The sequence below is a fragment of the Aureibaculum sp. 2308TA14-22 genome, assembly GCF_040538665.1.
GTDB lineage: Bacteria > Bacteroidota > Bacteroidia > Flavobacteriales > Flavobacteriaceae > Aureibaculum.
Map to the genome: position 1 here is coordinate 623,103 of NZ_JBEWXT010000001.1, position 20,876 is coordinate 643,978.

Consider the following 20,876-nt stretch of genomic DNA (forward strand, 5'->3'; position numbering starts at 1 on the left):
TTTATCCTGGTAAAAATATACGTTCCAACCCTTTACCGTGCAGCCTTACCATTTCACTTTCAATGAACTTTATAATATCCGGACATTCACGTACAAAATCTTCACATTCAATACGTTTTGTTTTTCCTGTTAAACTAATGGTAATGATGACATTACTTGTACAAGAATCTTCAGGCGTGTATTTTTCATTTAAATTCCATATTCCAGCATCTAAAATTTTTTGAAGGAACAGGTCTCTTTCCGATTTTGAAATGGCTTGTTCAGAAATTGTATAATACTGTTGGTTTAGGTCGGAATCTTGCTCTTTTTCAGGGTAAAATGTAATAACAGTATCTTTTAATATGAAAGTGTCGTTATGAAATGCACCACGTTCAACTTTGAGTTCTATAGTTGAAAAGTCATTTTTATTTTGTTTTTTGCGATCATCAACTTTAGCTTTTTGACAAGAAATTATCAAGCTAAAGAGTAAAATAAGATTCGTGATTTTTTTCATAGTTCTGAAAAATTATTCTATTCAAATATAGAAATTCTTATTCGTTAAAACTATCCAAATTACTATCTTCGTTGTTAAATCTCATTCTTGGCATTTACTAATTTACATACTTCTGTTGAATACCTAAAAGGTGTAGGCTCGGCTCGGGCAGATTTGCTTAGAAAGGAATTGGGTATTAGAACTTTAACGGATTTATTGCATTTTTTTCCAAACAGATATATAGACCGCACCCAATTTTTTAAAATAAAAGGGTTGTTGCAAAATTCGGCTGAAGTTCAGATAGTTGGAAAAATAGCCCATATAAAAACAATTCAGCAAAAAAGAGGAAGTCGTCTCGTGGCAACTTTTGTAGATGATACAGGCAGTATGGAACTGGTTTGGTTTCGTGGAGCAAAGTGGATTAAAGAATCTCTGAAAATCAATACACCTTATGTAGCTTTTGGAAAAGTAAATTGGTTTAACGGTATGTTCAGTATGCCACATCCCGAACTGGAATTAGCGGCAGATTATAAAAAAAGCCTCCAATCGGCTATGCAACCGGTTTACCCTTCTACAGAAACTTTATCAAAAAAAGGAATTACTAATAGAGTAGTGGCTAAGATGATGCAAAATTTGTTTCTAGAAGTCGGGAATAAATTTCAAGAAACCTTATCGGATGAAATCATAGATAAATTTCAATTATTATCAAAGAGTGATTCTTTATTCAATATCCATTTCCCCAAAAACCAACAATTATTAACCAAAGCTCAACAACGTTTAAAATTTGAAGAATTATTTTTTATCCAATTGCAATTGATTCGGAAAAATATGATTCATAAAACTCAAATTAAAGGTTTTGTTTTTGATACTGTAGGTGAAAATTTTAATACTTTTTATAAAAACCACTTACCCTTTGAGTTGACCAACGCTCAAAAAAGAGTGGTTAAGGAATTACGTAGGGATATGAATTCAGGAGCTCAAATGAATCGTTTGTTACAGGGCGATGTAGGTTCTGGTAAAACCATAGTGGCTTTGTTAACGATTTTAATTGCTTTAGATAATGGCTATCAAACCGCTTTAATTGCACCTACGGAAATATTGGCGAACCAACATTTTAATGCGGTATCAGAATTGTTAGCTGATATGGACATTAATATTAAACTGCTGACCGGATCCACAAAAAAGAAAGAACGTAGCGTAATTCACGAAACGTTAGAGGATGGCTTATTAGATATTTTAATTGGTACACACGCTTTGTTTGAAGACAAAGTTCAGTTTAAAAATTTGGGACTAGCCATTATTGATGAACAACACCGATTTGGTGTGGCTCAACGAGCAAAAATGTGGATGAAGAGTACATCCCCAACCCTTCCCGAAGGGAAGGGAGCTCAAATTCATCAAAAATATCAAACAGCTCGTCCTTCCACTTACAAATTATTAAAAGAACTTCAAAAGGAAAAGAAAAAACAAACTACTGAAGCTGAACAAATATTGTGGGAGTGTTTAAAAACAAAACAATTAGGCTTTAAATTTAGAAGGCAGCATATAATAGATATGTTTATTGTTGATTTTATTAGTATTTCAAAAAGATTGATTATTGAGGTTGATGGAGGCTATTATAATAAAACAGAGCAAAAAGAAGCAGATGAAATGAGAAGTCAAATTTTAAATGAATTAGGCTATAAAGTGATACGGTTTACAAATGAAGAAGTAATAGGGAATATTGATGATGTAATAAAAAAGATTTCACAGCAATTGAAAAGCCTCCCCTTCGGGGAGGTTGGAGGGGCTTCTGCTCCCATCCCACCGCACATTCTCGTGATGACGGCAACACCAATTCCCCGAACATTGGCCATGAGCGTGTATGGCGATTTGGATATCTCCGTAATTGATGAACTACCACCTGGCAGAAAAGAGATTAAAACAGCCCACAGATACGATAGTAACCGATTGAGTGTGTTCAAATTTATGAAAGAAGAAATTGCCAAAGGTCGTCAGGTATATGTCGTTTATCCGTTGATACAAGAATCACAAAAATTAGATTTTAAAGATTTGATGGATGGTTATGAAAGTATAACCAGAGAATTTCCGAAACCACAATATCAGATTAGTATTGTTCATGGAAAAATGAAATCAGCCGATAAAGATTTTGAAATGAACCGTTTTATAAAAGGCGAAACACAAATTATGGTAGCTACTACGGTTATTGAAGTGGGTGTAAACATTCCTAATGCGAGTGCAATGGTAATAGAGAGTGCAGAACGTTTTGGACTTTCACAGTTACATCAACTTCGAGGTAGAGTAGGGAGAGGGGCAGAACAGAGTTATTGTATTTTAATGACTAGTTTTAAGTTGACGGGTGACGCCAAGACAAGAATGGAAACTATGGTACGAACTAACGATGGATTTGAAATTGCCGAAGTAGATTTAAAATTACGTGGCCCTGGCGATTTGATGGGTACACAACAAAGTGGAGTGCTAAACTTAAGAATAGCCGATATTGTTAAAGACGCTAATATTCTAAAACGAGCAAGAGAAATGGCCTTTGAACTACTAAAAAAAGACCCTAACCTGATTGATGGAAATCATAAACAACTTAAAAGAGCATACCAAGAAATTACCAGAAACAAAGCCATTTGGGCTAATATAAGTTGATAAAAAATAGGCCATTTAAAAGGTGATTTTTTTAAACAGCCTACTTTAGTTTATTTGATTTACTCATTCTGAGTAGTCAACTCCTAATTCTTTTAACATTTTAATTGAATTTGCTTTGAGAGCTGGTGCAGGATTTAATGAAAGTGCTTTTTTATAATTTCTGATTGCATTTTTCTTATCACCTTTTGTCTTATAACCCTCTGCTAAACTATCATACACATTTGCGTTTTTAGGATTCTTTTTAACATTAAGTTTAAAAAATTTAATAGCCTTATCCAATTTGTTGTTTGTCAAAAATTGATAACCAATAGCATTTAATTGTCCAGCATTTGCCTGAGGAACTAAACTTTCTTGAAGCTTTAAACTTTCATCAATTTTTCCTTGTTTGGCAAGAATTTGAGATTTAATAAATTGATTGTTAAATGTTTTTTGGCTATAAAATTGTCCACTTATAGCGTTATTAATCCACTGCATGGCTTCATTTAAATCTCCACCATTATTTAATGCATAATTAGCAGCTTGCTCCCAATTGGCTCTGGTAAATCCATCCTGTCCTTGCATTTTTTTTCTCATATCTGCGAGTACTATATCACTTACTGCGACTTCAATTTTAAATGGAATTTCTTTTTTCTCCCAAATTAGTGCTGCCGTTGTACTGTTTGATTGTACATCAACAAATTCGTAAGTTAATAATTCTTTATGAGCTGTCTCTTTGGTTTTTACGGTAACTTTTAGGGCATCTTCGTCAGGGTTGTAAAAATAACTTCCCCAAGCTGAATTATTAGTTGAGAATATTATATCGGCATCACCGTTTTCATGTATCACCATATGCAATCCATACTTTCCTGCTTTAATGGGTTTCCCTTCAACTGCAACATCATGAGAAAAAGTAATTGTTGTGTTTTCATCGGCACCAGCCCGCCACGGAGATTCTTTGGCGGTTCCGAAGCCCAAATTGTTCATTCCGTAAGGTACTAGTTTGCCCCAGATTTCACGACCCTTTACACTGGGTCTAGAATAGGTTATATAAATTTTGGTAATACCAACAGTTTGTTTCAAAGCCGCTTTTTGACTTCCGCGTGGAGTGTTTAATTGTGCAAATGAAGTGCTGTTTGAAAATAAAATGGCCATAAATGCCATGATAAAAATAATTCTTTTTGGAGTAACTTGTTTCATAATAGTTAGGTTTAAATTAGTTAGTAAAATAATACCATTAATAGAATTTATTAAGGTTTTATATACTTACATAGTTAGCTATATATTATATGGTACTGTGTTAGTATTATGTTAATTTTGAAATTTTTTGTGTTAAAAAAGAAAAAGTCCTAAAATTATTTCAGGACTTTATAGGGAAAAAAGGAGTTGTTATAATAATCACTTTTATTATATACCAAAAGTATGATTTACATAGCATTAACTTTTCATTTTTGAAATTAGTTATGAACCGAAATATTAACAGCCTAAAATATTATGACCATTATCATCTTTTTTATTAAATAAGTTAATTATTTTTACTTTTTAATTTAGTTTATTATGACAATAATTACAGACAGTGGTTCAACCAAATGCGATTGGATTGCGATAGATGATAATGGAATACAATTATTCGAAAAAGTAAGAACAAAAGGTTTGAATCCTGCTATATTGGAACCAGGTGAATTAATTGCAAGGATTAGAGAAAGTGAGAAGCTTATGCATCATAAAGATGAAATTGAGCATATCTTTTTTTATGGGGCAGGTTGTGGTACGGATGATCCTAACAGGGCATTAACACAAGTGTTGGAGAAGTTATTCCCAAATGCAGAGGTTTCAGTTGCTGAAGATACATTAGCGGCCATTTACGGAACTATTGATAATAATGAACCTGCTGTAGTGTGTATTTTAGGAACTGGATCAAATTGCACGTACTATGATGGAAAAAATATAGACCAACGTGTAAAGTCATTAGGATATATATTAATGGATGATGCTAGTGGAAATTATTACGGAAAGCAAATGATAAGAGACTATTTTTTTAAACATATGCCCGAAAGTTTAAGGGTTTCTATGGCAGAAAAATTTAATATGGATGAAGATTTTATAAAGTTCAATTTATATAAACAGCCCAATCCAAATGCCTACTTAGCTAATTTTGCAGAATTTTTATTTCTAAATAAGGACTTAAAATATAGTACTGATCTGATTAAAGAAGGCATTAGAGTTTTTGCTAGAAACATGATTTTTCAATTTAAAGAAGAGTTGAAAACAGTTCCAGTTCATTTTGCAGGCTCAATTGCGTATTATGGACAAGACGAAATCAGAGAAGTAGCTAAAGAAATGGGTTTTACTGTTGGTAATTTTGTAAGAAGGCCTATAGAAGGATTGGTTTCTTATCATGCTAAAAATATAGTGTAACTTAAGCTTAAAGAATCACCGCACCAATAGGATATTTTATTTTTTTATTTAATCGCAATCATAGAAATTTCCACATTCACATCTTTTGGTAAACGAGCTACTTGAACCGTTTCCCTTGCGGGTGCGGTTGCGTCGTCAAAATATGCACCATAGGTTTCGTTTATCTTGGTAAAATCATTCATATCAGCTATAAAAATGGATGATTTTACAACATTTTTAAAAGCCATATCGGCTTCTGCCAATACCGCTTTTAAATTTTCCATAACCTGTTTGGTTTCAGATTGTATATCTTCCAAAATTAATTTACCGCTTTTAGGGTCAAAGGCAATTTGCCCAGAAGTAAACAACATATTATTCACTAAAATAGCTTGGTTATAAGGTCCAATTGGTTCCGGTGCTTTCGAAGTTGTGATTATTTTTTTCATAGTGTAGTTTAATATTCTTTGTATTTCAATTTTGGAATTTGAGTTTTGATATTTTATTTTTGATAATACTCCAACCCTTTTATTACCAATTCATTGCTCGCTTCGCCATCCAAAACAAAATCGCCAATATCTTTTAATAAAATATACTTAACCGTGCCTTTTATATTTTTTTTATCGTGTTTCATCAATTCTAAAATAGCAGGATAATGTGTTGCGTCAATGGTAGTTTTTCCGTATATTTTTAGAATGTATTGTTTTAATTTTTCTAATTCATTTTCAGGAAAATTGTAATGTTGGTTTGAAATATAGGCTTCGACAATCATTCCTATACCTATTGCTTCACCATGCAGTAAGGGTTGCAAATTACTATGTTCTAAAAAATAAGACTCAATGGCATGCCCCGCAGTATGCCCATAATTCAACACTTTACGCAATCTCGTCTCTTTATAATCTTCTAAAACCACCTTATTTTTTATGTTTATGGATTGATAGATAATAGTGTTTAACTCATCTGAATTTTTCCATTTATCTTGTTGTATTACTTCCCATAGTTTTGGGTCAAATGTCAATCCATATTTAATAATTTCTGCAATGCCCGATTTGAACTCACGTTCGGGTAAGGTTTCCAAGTAATTGGAATCGATTAACACCATTTCTGGGTTTGAAAAAAGTCCAATTAAATTTTTTAAATTATCCAAATCCACTCCAGTTTTACTTCCAACCGAAGCATCAACCATACTCAATAGGGTAGTGGGAATATTGATAAACTTAATTCCTCTCTTAAAAGTAGAAGCTACAAATCCGCCAAGGTCGGTTACCATTCCGCCTCCAATATTTATCAATACACTTTTTCGGTCGGCTTTAAGTTCGGTCAGTCTTTTCCAAACTTCCACACAGGTGTAAATGTTTTTATTGACTTCACCTGCTTTTATTACGATTGTTTTTATAGCTATGCTCTCGGAAATTTTAGCACTAAATTCTGGTAAACAATGCTGTTGGGTATTTTTATCTACTAAAACAAAAATTGTATCTATCTCATTACTAGAAATATAATCATTCAACTTACGGTAAGCATCATCATCAAAATAGATAAAATAATCAGTAGATTTAATTGGTGTCATATCGGATAAAAAATATTTGCGAATTTATTGAAAATTAAATTAGCAAAACGAACTTCTTGCTATATTTGTCAAAAGAAATCACCTGAATGAGTACATTATTTGAAGATACAAAAACGGCTTTTGCTCTAAAATCGGATGCAGAGCTGGAGCGTGCCTACTTTTTATTTAAAATGATAAAAAGCGAACCTTTGGTAAGAATCGGCACTGCTGTAACCAATTTTGCCTTAAAAGCACATTTGCCTGTAGAACAGTTAATTAGAGCCTCTGTTTTTGATCACTTTTGTGGAGGTGTTGATGAAATGGATTGTTTAGCTACGATTGAAAAGATGTACAAATACAAAGTACATTCAGTATTGGATTATTCCGTTGAAGGGAAAGAAGCTGAAGATCAGTTTGATTTAGCGGTACAAGAAATTTTACAAAATATAAATTTTGCTAAAGAAAAGGCGAGTATTCCCTTTGCAGTATTTAAACCATCAGGTTTTGGTAGGTTTAAGCTCTTTCAAAAAATGAGTGAGGGGGCAGTGTTATCTGAAGCTGAACTAAAAGATTGGAATAGGGTAGTAGAACGCTTTGAAATTGTTTGTAAAACAGCCTATGATAAGGATGTTTCTTTATTGATTGATGCTGAAGAAAGTTGGATGCAAGATGCTGCAGATGATTTGATTGAAAGCATGATGGAAAAATACAATACCAAAAAGGCCATTGTTTATAATACCTTACAAATGTATAGATGGGATCGGCTAGACTATTTAAAAGAATTGCATAAAAGGGCATTGGCAAAAGGATTTCACATTGGTCTAAAAATGGTTAGAGGTGCTTATATGGAAAAAGAACGTGAAAGAGCAGAAGAAAAAGGGTACAAATCGCCAATATGTAAAGACAAACAAACTACGGACGATAATTATAATGCTGGAATTGAATATATGCTTAAAGGTGAGAACTTGTCGTTATACGCAGGGACACACAATGAGTTAAGTACCCTAAAAGCGATGGAGTTGGCTGAGATAAAAGGATTAAAAAAAGATGATAAAACGATTTGGTTTGGTCAGCTTTATGGCATGAGCGACCATATTACCTACAACTTGGCAAAAGAAGGCTATAATGTTTCTAAATATTTACCTTACGGTGCAGTAAGGGATGTAATGCCTTATTTAATTCGAAGGGCAGAAGAAAATACCTCTGTTACTGGGCAGACCAGTAGAGAGCTGAGTTTATTAAAAAAAGAACGTAATAGACGAAAGAAAAAAGGGAGGTTGTAGTATTTGAAATAATAATTATCTTTATTGTTATAATATAAATGTCAGCAGTCTATCTACCCGTAACAATCTGAATAAAGGTTTAATCACTGGTTACCCGAGATTTGATGAATTTTAAATTTTCGAATATAATTTTTGCTCTGATTTTGGCAGTATTCATTAGTTGTCAAGATGAAAAAAACCTTGATGGAAATTATTCCATCTGTCTTAATGGAGAGTATTCGGAAATCTATTTTAAAAATGACTCGATGAGAGTAGCGTCAGATAATGATTGGATCAAATTATCGGAATGGAAAAAATTCAAAATTAAAGATGACACTTTATATTTTGAAACATTTGGTGAATGGAGTAATCGGTCAAAAGCTAAAATAGAGTATGTTGGAAATAATAAAGTTCAACTGCATTTTCCAAAACCTAAAGAGATTATTCATTTAGAGACAATTTCAGAAAACATAATCTTTAAAAAAAATGCTGAATTCTGGCATGGGTTTCATAACAGACAAAATTCTGAAAATTGCATCGAAATAAAATAAAATTTTGCCTAACAAAGAATTGAGGTAAAAAACAACCAAATTTCACTAACCACTAACCACTAACCACTAACCACTAACCACTAACCACTAACCACTCCAACAACCGCCTCCACACACCGTTCCCCATCCATAGCAGCAGAAACAATACCACCAGCATAACCACCACCTTCTCCACACGGGAATAACCCTCTAATTTGTGGGTGTTCTAAGTTCTTGTTTCTCGGTATTTTTACAGGTGATGAGGTTCTAGATTCTACGCCTACAACATTAGCTTCTTCGGTATAATAGCCTCTCATTTTTTTGCCGAATTCTTTAAATCCTGCTCTTAGTCGGCTTCCAATAATTTTGGGCAATAAGGAATGCAACGGAGCCGATTTTAATCCCGGTTGGTAGGAGGTAGGGTTCAAATCTATTGACAATTTTCCAGTTACAAAATCTGTTAGTCGTTGTGCAGGTGCGGTTTGTGTTTTTCCACCAGCATTATAGGCCTGTTTTTCTAAGTCTTTTTGAAATTCCAACCCTTTTAATTCACCAAAGTGATTGTATTTATAGAGGTCTTTTTCAATATTAATTTCAACAACAATTCCCGAATTTGCAAATTCGTTGTTCCGTTTTGAGGGTGACATGCCATTGACTACAACTTCGCCCATAGCTGTTGCAGCGGGAACTATAAACCCACCAGGACACATACAAAAGGAATAGACGCCACGGTCTTTTACTTGTTGCACCAAGCTATACGGAGCAGCGGGTAATAAATCGTCTCTCTTGCCTTTGCAATGGTATTGAATGGAATCGATTATATGTTGCGGATGTTCAACACGAACGCCCATAGCAAAAGATTTTGCCTCAATGTCAATGTTTTTTTTGTGCAGTAAATAATAAATATCACGTGCAGAATGACCTGTAGCCAAAATAACGGCATCAACATTCATTTCAATATCATTTTGTAGTCTAATTGCTTTCAGTTGATTGCCTTTTATGACAAAATCGGTAACTCGACTTTCAAAATGGATTTCGCCACCATAGTCCAGAATGGTTTCTCTAATATTTTCGACTATTTTGGGGAGTTTATTAGTGCCAATATGCGGGTGAGCATCTATCAAAATCTGTTCGGTAGCTCCATGAAAAACAAACTGTTCAAAAATACGCCTTACATTACCTCGTTTTAGACTTCGCGTATATAATTTCCCGTCAGAATACGTGCCTGCACCACCTTCACCAAAACAATAATTAGAATCTGAGTTCACAATATGATCTTGATTAATAGCTTTCAAGTCACGTCTTCGATCTTGCACTTTTTTACCACGTTCTAACACAACTGGTTTGTAGCCCAACTCTAAGCAACGCAAAGCGGCAAACATTCCCGCTGGGCCAAAACCGATGATATGAATGGGTTTTGCATCAGAAACATTTTTATAAATAAATTGTTTTACCTCATTTGTAGGAGCAGGTTCATTTACAAAAACGGCAACCTTATAATTAAAAATAATAGTCGGTTTGCGTGCATCAATAGATTTTCTTAAAATCTTGACACTATCAATTGTATCAACCGAAAGGGATAATTGTTCAGCCGCCTTAATTTTTAGAATATCTGTGGTTTTGGCTTCTTTAACCGTAATGCGAAGCTGAATTTCTTTTATCATCACTACAAAAGTAGTTAAATTCAGAATGCAAAAATAGGAGTAACGTTTTTCGTTTATATTTTATTAAGAACTAAAAAACAACAATAAAGTAGTAAGCGGTAATAATGAGTAGAATGATCAATCCTAATGCTAAAAACCGTAATGCTTTGTTGACGTATTTAAATTTTGCATCAGCAATTTTTGAATTGATATATACCTGCTGTCCAAGTTGTTCAAACAAACGGTCTTCATCTCGGCTCACATCATAGAATAATTTTGAAAATTGATTGATGTCGCCAAATTTGGTAATCACATCACCAAAAAAGAAAATATTCTTGTCAAACTTGGCTTCAATTCTAGGCATAAAACATCTGATACAAAAATAAATAGAAATTATAGTACAAACTAACCAAAGTGCCGATAGCACATAAAGGAAAATGTGATTTGTTTCGGGACTTAAAATACTTGCAAAACTCTTATAGATGAAATTTAATAAGATGCCATAAAAGGAAAGAATTAGACCCGCTTTAATTTCAGATGCTTTAATTAGACTAAAAATATAATTAATGCTTCCCCAATAATGATCAACCAAGTCATCAGTATGTTTGTTTTTGATTTGGGGTGAGTTTTGAGTTACTTTCGGTTTTTCCATTGTATTATTTGGTTATTTATTAGCCATATAGAATCGATGCATTATGTCAATATACCTTAATTTGAATGTTGAAAATCTTACATCTATTCCAATACTTCAAATACATTTATGGGTTGCGATTTGTTTTTCATAGTAATGCTTCCCAGATTTTTACAAATAAAAGATTCTTTTATATGTTCATGACAAGTTTCACAAATAATTATTTGATTTTCACCTGCGGCGTCTTGCAATCTGGCGGCTGTATTTACGGTATCTCCAATTACCGTATAATCTAATCTTTTTAAACTAACAGACCCTATATTGCCAGAAATCATTTCCCCGCTTTTAATACCAATAGATACTTTAGGTTTAAACTTAAGTTTATCACCCATTTCTGGGAGTTTGTTAATCTTACTCCTTACTGCCAATGCCGCATCAATAGCTCTGTCTAAATGATATTCTCCTCTAAAGACTGCCATAATTGCATCGCCAATAAATTTATCAATATGACCTTCTTGATTCATGATTTCTTTTACCATTTCGTCAAAATAAGAATTAATCATCTTAACTACGGTATCTGCAGGAGCATTTTCGCTAATTTTTGTAAATCCGCAAATATCTATAAAAACGACAGTGGCATCAATGGTTTCATTAGCCATAATGGTATTTTCGTATTCACGACTTCCCATAAAATTAAGCACATTTTCATCAACATACATTTTTAAAATGTTGTTTTCCTTAATAGCTTGGAGTGTATCCTTGATGTGTTTTGCATGCTTCAAGGTTTTTTCCATGGTTAGCGTTAAATCCTTAAAATTTATGGGCTTGGTAATAAAATCGAAAGCACCGCGGTTCATGGCCACCCGAATATTATCCATATCTCCATAAGCAGATACAATAACCGATTTAATCAGTGGACTCGATTCGCTAAGTTTGGTTAACAAGGTTAAGCCATCCATTTCTGGCATATTGATGTCACTCAAAACAATGTCGGTATCTGGATCGGCAATCAATTTTTCTAATGCATCTTTGCCATTGATTGCAAATAGAAATTCATATTCTTTTTGTCGAATCTGTTTTCGGAATTTTTGCTTAATCAGAGTTTCTAAATCCGGTTCATCATCAACTACTAGTATCTTTGCCATTAGAGATTATTTATTAGTTTATCTTTTAATAATTTGAAATCGACTGGTTTGGTCAAAAAGTCATCTGCTCCTAAACGCTTTGCTGTGTTAAAATTTTCCTCATCACCATAAGCAGTGATCATCATAACTACAGGAGGTGGTGCAACATAATCTTTTTTGATAGTTTCTAACAAATCAAGCCCGCTCATTCCGGGCATATTAATGTCTGATAGAATTAATACGGCTTCCTGTTTCATACTGTCTAAAATTTTCAAAGCTTCTTCTCCAGAAAAGGCGAATACAAAAGAGAGTTCTTCTTTACGAATTTCCTTTCTGAAACGTTGTTGAAATAAGGTCTTTACATCGTGTTCGTCGTCAACTACTAATATTTTCATAACTAAAGGGGTTTATATTTTTATTTTATTAATTATTTTATTTTGGAATAATGATGGTAAAGGTTGTTCCTTCACCTTCTTTGCTTTCTACTTTTAATTCACCTCCATGTGATTTTACAATATCATAACTCATAGATAATCCTAATCCAGTGCCTTGCCCTGATGCTTTTGTTGTGAAAAAGGGTTGAAAAATTTTGTCAATTATTTTCTTAGGTATACCCGAACCGTTGTCTTTTATTTTAATTTCAACAGTATCACCAGAGTTCTTAGTACTTACCCAGATGGTTGGTTTTTTATCAGTTCCCTCCAATGCATTTGGAGAAATAGCATGTAAGGCATTGGTAATCAAATTTAATATCACTCTACCCATATCTTGCCCTGCCACATTTATATTACCAATGGATTCATCTAAATCTGTGTTTAAGGTTGCATTAAAGGATTTGTCTTTTGCACGGAGTCCGTGATAAGCCAACCTCAAGTATTCATCAGCAATAGCATTTATATTTGTTGGTTCTTTTTCGCCACTGGTGTTACGACTATGCTTTAACATCCCTTTTACGATAGAATCTGCTCGTCTTCCATGATGGTATATTTTTTTCTGGTTTTCCTTAATGTCGTTAGAAATTTCGATCACATCTTCATGATTACCTGCCTTCAATTCCTCTTGCATTTCGTCGATCAGCTCTACATTTACTTCTGAGAAATTATTGACAAAGTTTAACGGATTTTGAATTTCATGAGCAATACCTGCTGTGAGTTCACCCAAACTTGCCATTTTTTCAGATTGGATTAATTGTGATTGTGTAGCTTTCAGGTCTTCTATTGAAGCTTCGAGTTCATTGGTTCTGTCCTTAACCTTCTCTTCCAAAAGTTTATTTTCATTAGTTAATTTCCTTGCTCTAAAAAGAATATAAACCCTCAAAATACTGGCGGCTATGAGTGCGAAAATTAAATAGGCCCACCAGGTTTGCCACCAAGGCGGACTAATATGGAATGTCAACTCATCTGGAGTAGACCATTGCTTATTAAAACTTCTTGAGGCTACTTTAAAGGTATATTCACCTGGCTTTAAATTATAGTAGTTTTTTGTTTTTGTTTTAGAATCGGCATAGGTCCAATCCTCGTCTTCACCATCAAGGATAAAACGGTAGGTTAATTGTTCTCTATTAAAAACATCGTTACTTGCATAGCTGAAACTTAAACTGTTTTGGTCAAAAGGTAATACAAGGCCTGTTGGAATATTATAGGGATGTTTAATAGAGTCCCACTTCATATTTGTGGCGTTGGCGTACGATAAAACTCTATTATTTAGAGAATCTGTACTTTCCGTATTATTAAACCCTGGATTTTCATCCCTAATGTACATTTTGGTAATGTAAACCGAACTTAAAGTGGTGTCAGGTTTTGGTGCAGCATCCATGACCATCAATCTAAATTCGTTAGAAGAGTTCACAACACCGGCCCAAAATTGGCCGTTCTTAAGAAACTTACTAGAGCCCGACAGATAATCATTTGACTTAAATCCTAAGCCTCCATTAAAGGCATAGTAACCCTTGTTTGTATTTTTTGCAGTTAATTTATCGATGGGGATAAGACCATTTACGCTTGCTCCATACATCATGTCTCCTCTGTCTATCAGATCATACATTTCTGAAGGAATTAAACCATTTTCTTCTTTTAAATTGGTAAGTGTGTTTTGCTCTAAATTTAAAATGCCAATACCGCTAAGGGTTGTCACCCATAATTCACCTTCCTCAGAAAAGGAAGCTACACCTACATTATTATCAGAAAGACCTTGTTTTTTATTTATATAGCTAATGGTATTGTTCTTTAGATTCACTTTTGCCAAACCACGATTGAACGTAGGGATCCAAAGTATGTCATTACCGTCGTAAACTATTTCAGCACCGAACTGGGTTTTTAAAATATCAGGATCTGTCTTTGATGTTATTTTTTTTAAGCTATTCTGTTCAATATCGTACACATATAAACCTTCTGGAGTATATAAGCAAAAGGTATGCTCATCTAATGCTGCAAACCCTAACATTTCTATAACTAAGTTGGTATTACTGGCATATTGAGTAATTTTATGTTGCTGTCTATCATAAATTGAAAAACCAGCTCCAATATCCAAAAAATAGACATCTTTTGAAATCTCTTTTATATAATTAACGCTACCATTACCAACAAAATGTAATTGTTCTTTAGTTACCGATTTTATGGTGTTCTTTTTTTGGTCAATAATATTAATACCTGCTCCTGTTCCTAGCCATAAATTTCCTCTAGAGTCTTCCTCTATTTCCCAAATCTGGTCATGCATTAAGCCTTTGGAGGCATCAAAATATTCTGTGTTGAGTGTAAAATTATTTGCTATAACTACTCCTTTATCCAAAGTGCCCAACCACAAAGAACCATCATTCTTTTTTAGAATACTACCTCTTCGGTTGGTTAACATTGTACTATTTGTGCCTATGGTTTTAGATCTTGTTCTGTCTGCACTTAAAATAAAGGCCTCTTTATTACCCGCAATCCAAATATTACCTTTAGAATCTTGTTCTAACCTAGTTCCATCAATAATATTATAGCCATTTTCCTTGGTAAGTAACCTTGCTTTTTTCTGTTTTAAGGATAAGCTTGCTACTTCTCCGGTCCGAAAGCTACAGAACCAAATAGCTCCAGATGCATCTTCTTTAATGTCCGTACTAAGGTTTAATGTAAAGCCTGTGTCTCCTGGGATGGTTTTGATGTCTTGCTTTTCTTCGTTTATTGCAGCTATACCATCTTCAAAAGCTAGCCAAATATTTTTGTCACTATCTTCCAAAAGCGTTAGGGGTAAATTACTCTTCTTATTCGTCAATTTTTGTAAATTTTCAATCCCTGCATCTATGGTATAAACTCCATTTTTAAATGCGACGAGATATATGGTGCCTCTATGGTCTTGAAGTATATCAATAAAGTTAACGTCTACTTCAGAAATATTGATTGTATATTCGATGTCATTTTTAAGATCCAATATATAAATGCCATTACCATTGGTTGCCATCCAAAGTCTTCCTTGGTCATCAAAAATCATTTCGTTAATGGCCGGATAATCATATAGAAATGCATTTTCACCATCGTATAATGTTAATGTAGATAAATTAGAAGGTGATGTTATGGAGACTAATCCAATCCAAATAGAACCATCTTCATTTTCTAAAAATGAGGTAATCATATTCCCTTCTAGCCCTTCATTTGTAGAAAGTTGTAGTAAATTGGTATTAGTGCCATCCATGATGCCCGGCGGTTTCATTTTGGTAATCTTCGGCTTTTTTATTGGAGCCATTGTAACTGTAAACGGAACCGAATCAAATTTCAATGGTTCTGTTGGAAAACTTTCCCAATCCAAATCAAATTCTTTCATTGGAGTCTTCAGCGGTTTGAATTTGTTCAATTCAAACGGTTTACTTGGCAACTCTTCAATATTTAAAGAATAGCTTACAGGAGTTGTTAGTGTATCTGAAGTAATGGTTTCCCATTCAAAAGGTTCTGGCTCTGTAAATTTTAAGGGTATGGTTTCAGGAGCCTTATAATTGCCAACAGTAGTTTCTGTTTCGGACTTGCTTGTTTTGTTACAAGAAACGAACAATAGGCTACATAAAAGACCTGTAAAAACAATATGATGTTTCATTAAAAGTTTGGTTTTCATTTTAACTTAGTTGTTGGCCATGAATTTAGGCAAATTAATTATAAATTTTGTTCCCTTTCCTTCTTTAGTTTCAATTTTTAATTTGCCACCATGTGCCTTTATAATATCGTAGCTAATACTTAAACCCAATCCGGTTCCCTGTCCTGTAGGTTTTGTGGTGAAAAAAGGCTGAAATATTTTATCTAATATTTTTTGCGGAATACCATTACCATTATCTTCAACTGAAATTTCCATTTTTCCAGCTTTCTTTTTTGTGACAATAGAAACGGTTGGCACATAACCTTCTTGGTTCTGATTTTTGCGTTCATTTACCGCGTAAAATGCATTGGTAATAAGATTGAGAATTACCCGACCCATATCTTGTGGAACGACCTCTATTTTTCCCATAGTGTCATCAAAATCTGTTTTCAGAGTAGCATTAAAACTTTTATCCTTTGCACGTAATCCGTGATATGCTAGACGTAGATATTCATCTGCCAGTAAATTAATATCAGTAGGTTCTTTTTGTCCACTGCTACTTCGGCTATGGTGTAACATGCCTTTTACAATGGCATCGGCTCGCTTACCGTGATGGTTTATTTTTTCAAGATTTTGTTTAATGTCTTTAGCTATGAATTTTGCTTCTTCCAAATCACCTTTTTCAATTTCTTCATTCATTTCATCAATCAGTTCATTACTGATTTCACTAAAATTATTTACAAAATTTAATGGATTTTGGATTTCGTGAGCAATGCCAGCAGTGAGTTCACCCAAACTTGCCATTTTTTCCGACTGAATCAATTGCGATTGGGTAGCCTTTAACGCGGTATATGCATCGGCATTGTCCAAGGCAATTGCGGTATAGGAAGCTAAATTTTGTAACAGATTTAAATGGTAGTTTGTATATGCATTTTTTTCAAAGCTCTGGATGGTAATCACCCCAAGTACCCGTTTTTTAGATATTAAAGGTAAATAGATCATAGACTCGGGCTCTTCTGTTTTGGATCCGTCTTTAAAGACCGTTTCAGGTTCTTGGTAGTGTTCAATATAATTTTTATACTCCAATTGCACATCATTCATAAAGACTGACTTTTGGTTCTCGATACACCATACTGGAAATTGATTTTTATCGGTAGTGTCCCTGAAGTAGACTGGATAAGACTTCCCTTTCTCCATAGCCAAACGGTACTCTATTTGTTTTTTTTCTGGGTGATAGATGCCAACCCCAAAAATTGAGGCATCTGCCAACTCATTGACATGCTCGTATAATTTGTGGAATATATCGTCCAAGTCTAGAGAAGATGTTATTTTTTTACCAATTTCACTCAACATTTCTACATTTTTTTTTCGTTCATTTTCTGCCTGTAAGGCTTTGGCATCCGATTCTGCCGCTTCGGTACGGAGTTCCATTTCCCGAATTTGGGAACGTTGTCGTTCCTTCAAGATTAATTTTCTACGTTGCCATCGATCTAGAGCGAAAAATAATAATCCTAAGAGAATAGCATATGCAGCATAGGCCCACCAGGTTTTAAACCAAGGTGATTTGATGTTTATATAAATTGATTTACCTTCTTCATTCCAAACGCCATAGGCATTAGAGGCACGAATAATAAATTCATAATTGCCCGGGTCAAGATTTGTATATGAAGCGTAATTCCGATTGTCATATATCCAATCCTTGTCATATCCTTTGAGTATATGTGCATATTGATTTTTTTTAGGATTGGCGTAATGCAAGGCAGCAAATTCAAAACTCAAATTATTTTGATCATGTGCCATCGTTATGGTATCGGTTGTGAGCAAATTAGTTTTAAGCGGGGAATCTTCGCCCATATCATAAACCGACTGGTTAGAAATTAAAAGATTTGATAAAATTAATTTTGGAGGATCATCATTGGTTTTTATTTTACTAACGGCATTTAAGCCATGTTCGCCGCCAAAGTAAAACCTGCCTTCTGGTGTTACTACAGCCGCTTGTGAAATAAAGGAGTCTCCGCCAAGACCATCTTCTGAACTATAGTTTATAAAAGTGACTTTACCCATTGTTTTACTAGTTACCATTTGTGACAATCCGTTTTGGGTCGATAACCACATTTCGCCATTTTTTCCAACAACTACTGATTCTAATAAATTGGTGGGTAAACCGTCGGTTTCATCATAATGTGTAAAAATATCTGTGTTTGGGTCTAATTTGTTTAAACCTTGGTCTGTAGCAATCCAGACAAACCCATTTTCATCTATATCAATATCAAATATAGCATTGCTACTAATAGCATTTTCGATAGTTGGATCTGCACGATATGATTTGACAGAATTGTCTTTTAAATTAATTTTATTGAGTCCACCCGAACCTGTACCCACCCAAAGAAATTCATTTGTTAGTTTCATTGAAAGGATGTTGCTACCGTTGATAACCATTTTATCCGAATCCTTCTTTAAAAGAGTTTCAACCAAAGTTTTGTCGGCAGCATTTAAGTGAATAAGAATGGCACCATAAATTTTAGTTTTATCTGGTGCTGCTTCATTCCAAACCCCGAAACTATGGCTATCATCAGAACGATATTTAAGTTCGTAATTGCCAGGCTCAAGTTCAATTTGCTCTATTTCAATCCTGTTTTTTAGTCCACCACCGGCATGTTTAGTGTTATAAAAATTATTTGAAATCCACAACGTATCTTTAGCGGCATTTTGTAAATGACCAAAATCAGCCATACTACCTACATCTCCCTCGCCTATAGATACTGCGAGGTAACTACCAGACTCGGTTATTTCAAAAGATTTACTAAGATTTTGATTATCGGTTACAGCTAAAAATTTGGCAACGGTTTTGTCACTATTACTCCAGTTATTAATTTTATCTAAAAGTTCGTCAGGATAGGTGTGAAAATAGGAACTGGTAATTCGCCTAAATGTACCTTGTTTAGTGTCAAAATAATTAAGCCCAAAAGCAGTACCCACCCAAAAGTTATTTTTGGCATCTGTTTTTAAAACTCGAACCTGATTGTGTGAAATACTTTTTTCATCTTTTTCGTCATGAACAAATCGTCTTTTTTCGTTCCAGTTTTTATCTAGCTCAATAAGGCCATCACCCCAAGACCCTAAATAAACAGTGCCATCAGAAAGTTCGCCAATGCCACGGACAGCACCATCGTAAGTATCATTTATTACTTTATATTTTACCTGTTTGAAGGTTTGATTCTTTTCGTTAAAAATATTTAGACCTTTTCCACGTGTACCAACATAGAGTGTGTTTGGATTTACTTTAGAAGAGAGTAATCCAAATATGCCATCCATACTGATACTTTGGTCATTACTCGCATCGTGGGTATACTGAATAAAAGGTTTACTTTCTGGATTATGTGTTAAAATACCTTTGTTTATACTGGCCATCCAAAAAATACCACTTTTATCGATAATAAAATGTGAAAAAGTCACACTCAATCCTATGCCTTTTGCCAGATATACTCCGTTTACTGGAATAACTTGAAACTCATCTGAAATTCCTTTAAATTTCAATATGCCTCGAAAGTTATTGGCTATCCAAATATTACCCTCATTATCTTGCATAATATCATTCAAATGATCCCAAAGATTTACTTGATTTACACTATAAGTTTGTAGGGTTTTTAACTTATTTTTTATAGGGTCATATTTAAAAACACCATTTCTAGAGGTAATCCAAACTTTGTTTTGGTTGTCGACAAATAAAGCGGTGATACCATTGACATTACTGGCAAAATCAACAGTTTCGGTGTCCTCAAAAATTACTGGTTTAAATTTGTTTTCATTTTTAGCACGATGCATCAATCCATATGTGAAGGAACCCAACCAAAGACCTTCATTGGCATCTTCTGTTATTGCAAAGGTTGTATTATTGGTTATACTATCTTCTGGTAAATCAAGTATATTATAGTCTGCTGGTTTCCATGTATTACTTTCTTTGTCGTAATAAACCAGCTCTGCTGATCTTGAAGTTGCCCAAATTGTTTTTTGAGAATCTATATAGATATTAAAAACGGCACCAATTCCTGGAGGAAGGTTAAATATTGTAGTAAAATCGTAGTTAGTAAAGTTTTTTTTAACCCTATCCAATTTGGAGACACCAGCATCGGTCCCTATCCAAAGATTATGTTCGTCATCTTCGGCTAAACTCCAAAGATTATTGTTTTGCAAACTATTGGGTTTTCCAGGTTTATTTTTAAAAGTTTCAAAAGTATAACCGTCATATTTTTGCAAGCCATTGGTTGTGGCAATCCAAATGAGTCCAAAGCTATCCTGAAAAACATCTTTCACATTGGGAGCCGCCAAACCATCATTAATGGAAATATAATCAGGGTCAATTTGTTGAGCCAATAATTTAGTTGAATGCAAAAAAGTTAAAAGGAATACACCTAAAATTAGAAGATTAAGAATTCGCTTTTTTATTTGTTGATTTGTTTTCATTTATTTTGGGTTGTTTTGCTGTTAGTATAATCGAAAATCAGGTTCTTTGCACTCTACAATGGCATTAGTTATAGACGAAGTAATCAAAACTTTATTAACTGAATTTTCAATTTTACCTATTGCGTATTTAAGATA

General features: G+C 33.9%; 14 protein-coding genes. 4 read left to right on the forward strand and 10 right to left on the reverse strand.

Annotation, left to right across the window (positions count from 1 at the left end):
- Position 1 precedes the first annotated feature (1 nt).
- Entirely contained in the window at positions 2 to 493 is a 492-nt protein-coding gene (locus tag U5A88_RS02780) for a hypothetical protein (RefSeq protein WP_354203567.1), read from the reverse strand.
- Positions 494 to 580: 87 nt separating this feature from the next.
- Between U5A88_RS02780 and U5A88_RS02785 the strand changes: the two genes are divergently transcribed.
- Positions 581 to 3,127: a DUF559 domain-containing protein gene (locus U5A88_RS02785; RefSeq protein WP_354203569.1), complete on the forward strand. Its 2,547-nt coding sequence runs from the start codon at positions 581 to 583 to the stop codon at positions 3,125 to 3,127.
- 63 nt (positions 3,128 to 3,190) lie between these two features.
- Here the strand turns inward: U5A88_RS02785 and U5A88_RS02790 are convergent, their stop codons facing one another.
- A complete protein-coding gene (locus U5A88_RS02790; RefSeq protein ID WP_354203570.1) occupies positions 3,191 to 4,303 on the reverse strand; it encodes a DUF2911 domain-containing protein in 1,113 nt (370 codons plus the stop codon).
- Between the two features lie 357 nt (positions 4,304 to 4,660).
- On the opposite strand from U5A88_RS02790, the gene U5A88_RS02795 reads away from it, so the two are divergent.
- Positions 4,661 to 5,521, forward strand: coding sequence for an N-acetylglucosamine kinase (locus U5A88_RS02795; protein ID WP_354203572.1), 861 nt, complete (start codon positions 4,661 to 4,663; stop codon positions 5,519 to 5,521).
- Between the two features lie 44 nt (positions 5,522 to 5,565).
- On the opposite strand, the gene U5A88_RS02800 is transcribed toward U5A88_RS02795, so the two are convergent.
- Positions 5,566 to 5,946, reverse strand: a complete 381-nt coding sequence (locus U5A88_RS02800; RefSeq protein ID WP_354203574.1) for a RidA family protein — start codon at positions 5,944 to 5,946, stop codon at positions 5,566 to 5,568.
- Positions 5,947 to 5,999: 53 nt separating this feature from the next.
- Positions 6,000 to 7,067, reverse strand: coding sequence for a 3-dehydroquinate synthase (aroB, locus tag U5A88_RS02805; RefSeq protein ID WP_354203576.1), 1,068 nt, complete (start codon positions 7,065 to 7,067; stop codon positions 6,000 to 6,002).
- Between the two features lie 86 nt (positions 7,068 to 7,153).
- On the opposite strand from aroB, the gene U5A88_RS02810 reads away from it, so the two are divergent.
- Positions 7,154 to 8,329: a proline dehydrogenase family protein gene (locus U5A88_RS02810; protein ID WP_354203578.1), complete on the forward strand. Its 1,176-nt coding sequence runs from the start codon at positions 7,154 to 7,156 to the stop codon at positions 8,327 to 8,329.
- Between the two features lie 245 nt (positions 8,330 to 8,574).
- Positions 8,575 to 8,859, forward strand: coding sequence for a hypothetical protein (locus tag U5A88_RS02815; protein ID WP_354203580.1), 285 nt, complete (start codon positions 8,575 to 8,577; stop codon positions 8,857 to 8,859).
- 80 nt (positions 8,860 to 8,939) lie between these two features.
- On the opposite strand, the gene U5A88_RS02820 is transcribed toward U5A88_RS02815, so the two are convergent.
- The 6 genes from U5A88_RS02820 to U5A88_RS02845 form a co-directional block, all read right to left on the reverse strand.
- Entirely contained in the window at positions 8,940 to 10,502 is a 1,563-nt protein-coding gene (locus tag U5A88_RS02820) for an NAD(P)/FAD-dependent oxidoreductase (RefSeq protein ID WP_354203582.1), read from the reverse strand.
- A 70-nt stretch (positions 10,503 to 10,572) separates the two neighbouring features.
- Entirely contained in the window at positions 10,573 to 11,133 is a 561-nt protein-coding gene (locus U5A88_RS02825; RefSeq protein WP_354203584.1) for a Pycsar system effector family protein, read from the reverse strand.
- Positions 11,134 to 11,216: 83 nt separating this feature from the next.
- Positions 11,217 to 12,257, reverse strand: a complete 1,041-nt coding sequence (locus U5A88_RS02830) for a response regulator (protein WP_354203587.1) — start codon at positions 12,255 to 12,257, stop codon at positions 11,217 to 11,219.
- A complete protein-coding gene (locus U5A88_RS02835; protein WP_354203589.1) occupies positions 12,257 to 12,631 on the reverse strand; it encodes a response regulator in 375 nt (124 codons plus the stop codon). Before U5A88_RS02835 ends, U5A88_RS02830 begins: the two co-directional genes overlap by 1 nt.
- A 37-nt stretch (positions 12,632 to 12,668) precedes the next feature.
- On the reverse strand, positions 12,669 to 16,319 hold the full coding sequence (locus U5A88_RS02840; RefSeq protein ID WP_354203590.1) for an ATP-binding protein: 3,651 nt from the start codon (positions 16,317 to 16,319) through the stop codon (positions 12,669 to 12,671).
- A gap of 6 nt (positions 16,320 to 16,325) precedes the next feature.
- Positions 16,326 to 20,741 carry a sensor histidine kinase gene (locus U5A88_RS02845; RefSeq protein WP_354203592.1) on the reverse strand — a complete coding sequence of 1,472 codons (4,416 nt, stop codon included), beginning with the start codon at positions 20,739 to 20,741 and terminating at the stop codon, positions 16,326 to 16,328.
- Between the last annotated feature and the right edge of the window lie 135 nt (positions 20,742 to 20,876).